At 77.2% G+C, this 3,287-nt stretch carries 3 protein-coding genes and 1 riboswitch; all 3 genes read right to left on the bottom strand.

What is annotated here, in order from left to right:
- On the bottom strand, positions 1-403 hold a 403-nt coding region (locus GTR00_RS17440), incomplete at its 3' end, for an LLM class flavin-dependent oxidoreductase (RefSeq protein ID WP_166612849.1).
- Positions 400-1,785, bottom strand: a complete 1,386-nt coding sequence (locus tag GTR00_RS17435) for an NtaA/DmoA family FMN-dependent monooxygenase (protein ID WP_323132575.1) — start codon at positions 1,783-1,785, stop codon at positions 400-402. The genes GTR00_RS17435 and GTR00_RS17440, both read right to left, overlap by 4 nt.
- On the bottom strand, positions 1,782-3,026 hold the full coding sequence (locus tag GTR00_RS23090) for an LLM class flavin-dependent oxidoreductase (protein WP_323132574.1): 1,245 nt from the start codon (positions 3,024-3,026) through the stop codon (positions 1,782-1,784). Before GTR00_RS23090 ends, GTR00_RS17435 begins: the two co-directional genes overlap by 4 nt.
- A 73-nt stretch (positions 3,027-3,099) precedes the next feature.
- Positions 3,100-3,211, bottom strand: a riboswitch (SAM riboswitch).
- Positions 3,212-3,287 lie beyond the last annotated feature (76 nt).

Raw genomic sequence — 3,287 nt, 5'->3', positions numbered from 1 at the left:
GTGCGGCGGGCGGTGCGGCAGGCGGCGCGGCGGCTGCCGGCGGGGTGTGCACCCGCCCGAACCCCAGGTCGACGCGGTCGCCGGCGGCGCGGGCGATCGTGGCCCACTGCTCGGCCGCCACCGCCGGGGTGGTCACCGCCAGCAGGCTGGCCGCCGACCCCACCCGCAGCCGCCGCGTGCCGGCCGCGACGAGCGCGGCCAGCACCGCCGGGGTCGCCGAGGACACCCCGGGCGAGAGGTGGTGCTCGGCCAGCCAGATCCCCCGGTAGCCCCACCGCTCCGCGGCGAGCGCCAGCTCCAGGGTGCGGGCGACGCCGGAGCCCGCGGCGTCCCCGGACGACTCCGGGGACAGGTCCAGGACGGACAGCTCCGCGGCGCGTCCGGCCCGTGCGGCCGCGCTCACGCCACCGGCTCCGGGGTGCGGGCCGCGGACAGGCCGAGGTTCTCGCGCAGCGTGCTGCCGGTGTAGCGCGTGCGCAGCGAACCGCGCTCCTGCAGCAGGGGCACGACGGTGTCGACGAACTCGTCCAGGCCCGTGGGCACGACCGGCGGGTGCAGGATGAAGCCGTCGGAGCCGTCGGCCTGCACGAACGCGTCGATCGCGTCGGCGACGTGCGTGGCGGTGCCCACGAAGGTGGCGCGGGCGGTCACCTCGATGACCGTCTCGCGCAGGCTCAGCCCCCCGCCGCGCTCGGCGACCTCGCGCCAGCGCTGCACGAGGGTCACCAGGTCCGCCTCGTGCAGCGCGCGGCCGCGCCAGCGCGGCGGCGCCTGCGCGTCCGGCCCGACCTCGGGCAGCGGGCCCTCGGGATCGTACCCCGACAGGTCGCGGTTCCAGACCTGCTCGGCCAGGGCGATCGCGGTGTCCGGGTCGACCTGCTGGTGGGTGAGGTGGCGCGCCCTCTCCTGGGCGTCGGCGGCGCTGTCGCCGAGGACCACGCCTGCGGAGGGCAGGATCTTCACGTCCTCCGGGCGGCGGCCGTGCCGCGCGGCGCGCGCCTTGACGTCGGCGTAGAAGGGCGCGGCGTCGGCGAGCCGGCGGAAGGGCGAGAAGATCGCGTCGGCGTTCGCGGCGGCGAACTCCCGGCCGCGGTCGGACACGCCCGCCTGGAGCACGACGGGGTGGCCCTGCGGGCTGCGCGGCACGTTGAAGCGCCCGCGCACGTCGAACTGGTGCGCGCCCACCTCGAAGCGGCCGGCGTCGGGGCGGGCCAGGAACCGCCCGCTCGCCGCGTCGGCCGGCACGTCGTCCTCGCCCCAGGAGTCCCACAGCGCCCGCACCGCGAGCAGCACCTCCTCGGCGCGCTCGTAGCGCTGCGAGCGCTCCAGGTACCCGCCGCGGCGGAAGTTCTCGCCGGTGAACGCGTCGAACGACGTCACCACGTTCCACGCCGCCCGCCCGCCGGAGAGGTGGTCCAGCGTCGCGAACTGGCGGGCCAGCTCGTACGGCTCGTTGAACGTCGTGTTGATCGTGCCGGCCAGGCCCAGGTGGTCGGTGACCCCGGCCAGGGCGGCCAGGACCGTGAACGTGTCGGGGCGGCCGACGACGTCGCGCTCGTACACCTGCCCGGCGTGCTCGCGCAGGCGCAGCCCCTCGGCGAGGAAGAACAGGTCGAAGAACCCGCGCTCGGCCGTGCGGGCCAGGTGCACGAAGGACTCCACGGCGATCTGGCTGCCGGCGGCCGGGTCCTGCCACAGCGTGTGGTGGTTCACCCCCGGCAGGTGCGCGCCCAGGACGACCTGCTTGCGGGGCCTGCCCGACGGGGTGGTGCTCGTGCTGCTCACGGCTGGCCTCCTGCGGCGCCGACGGTCTCGGTGGTGCGGGCGTAGCGGTTCGCGGGCCGTCGCAGGCCCAGGTGCTCGCGCAGGGTCCGCCCGGTGTACGAGCGGCGGAACACCCCCGCGGACTGCAGCAGCGGCACGACCTCGCGGGTCAGGGCCGGCAGGTCGGCGGCCAGGACGGCGGGGCGGAAGCGGAAGCCGCGCACGCCGGCGTCCCGCCAGGCCAGCAGGCGGTCGACCAGCCCGCCGGGGGAGTCGGCGACCACCAGGGCGTCGGAGGTGAACGCCTCCCCGTCCAGCGCGTCGAGGCGGTCCAGGCGGTCGCGCGCGGCCGCCGCGCTGGGCCCCAGCGCCACGACGAGGTCGGCGTGCACCTGCAGCGGCACCCCGGTGCGCCCCACCGCCGCCTCCGCGGCGCGCACCTGCGCGACGACCGCGCGGGCGTCCTCGGCGTCGCGGGGGGTGACGAGCACGACGTCGGCGGTGGCCGCCGCGAACTCGTACGCCGCCCGCGCGTGCGCCAGCGCCACGACCACCGGCTGCCCCTGCGGGGGCCGCGGGGTGATCGAGGGACCGGCGACGGAGAACCACGGCGTGCGCACGTCGACGCGGTGCAGCTTCGCCCTGTCCACGAAGCGCCCGCTCGCCGCGTCGCGGAGCACCGCGTCGTCCTCCCAGGAGTCCCACAGGCGCCGCACGGCGTCCACGGCCGCCCGGCCCTCGGCGAACAGGTCCGCCACGACCGCGGCGACCGCGGGGTCCTGCAGGCCCTGCGGCGTGAGCTCCGGCAGCGCGCGCCGCCCGAACAGCTCGGCCTCGTGGGCGCGGAACGAGACCTGCGCCCGCCAGCCGGCGCGGCCGGAGCTGACGTGGTCCAGCGTGGCGAGCGCCTTGGAGACGTGGAACGGCTCGGTGTGCGTGGTGCTCACGCTGGGCACGAGCCCGATCGAGCGGGTGACCAGCGCCAGGCGGGCCGCCACGAGCAGGGCGTCCAGCCGACCCGCCACGCGGTCGGTGCGCTCGTCCGGTGGTCCGAAGCCGCTGCCGCGCAGGCCGAAGGAGTCCTCGAACGTCACGAGGTCGAACAACCCGCGCTCGGCCTCGGCGACCGCGTCCCTCCAGAACGCCGCGGTGCTCAGCTCGTCGGCGCGCGCGCCGGGCTCGCGCCACGAGGCGGGGTGCCAGCCGGTGCCCTCCAGCGCCGCCGAGAGGTGCAGGTGGGGGTCCGGGGTTGTCGTCGACACGGGGTGCAACCTCCTGCTGCCGGGATGACGCGCCGCCGCCGCTGCCGTGCTGCGGCGGCCGGTGTCCGGCGGGTCATCGCGCTTGCCGGACGTGGTCCGTCCGGCCGGGTCGTCACCTGGAGCACCCCGCCGCGCAGGAGGGTTGCCGACCAGCTAGCCAGGGCTTGTCGCTGGTTCTCGTGACTTCTCGGGGAGTTCACCGGAGCCGCGCGACCCGGTCGACACCCGCGCCGAACCCCCCGCCGAACCCCCCGCCGAACC

This window comes from Kineococcus indalonis (assembly GCF_009906395.1).
Taxonomy (GTDB): Bacteria; Actinomycetota; Actinomycetes; order Actinomycetales; family Kineococcaceae; genus Kineococcus; species Kineococcus indalonis.
The sequence above is the reverse complement of the archived record's forward strand: the minus strand, read 5'-3'. Positions and strand labels throughout refer to the sequence as shown.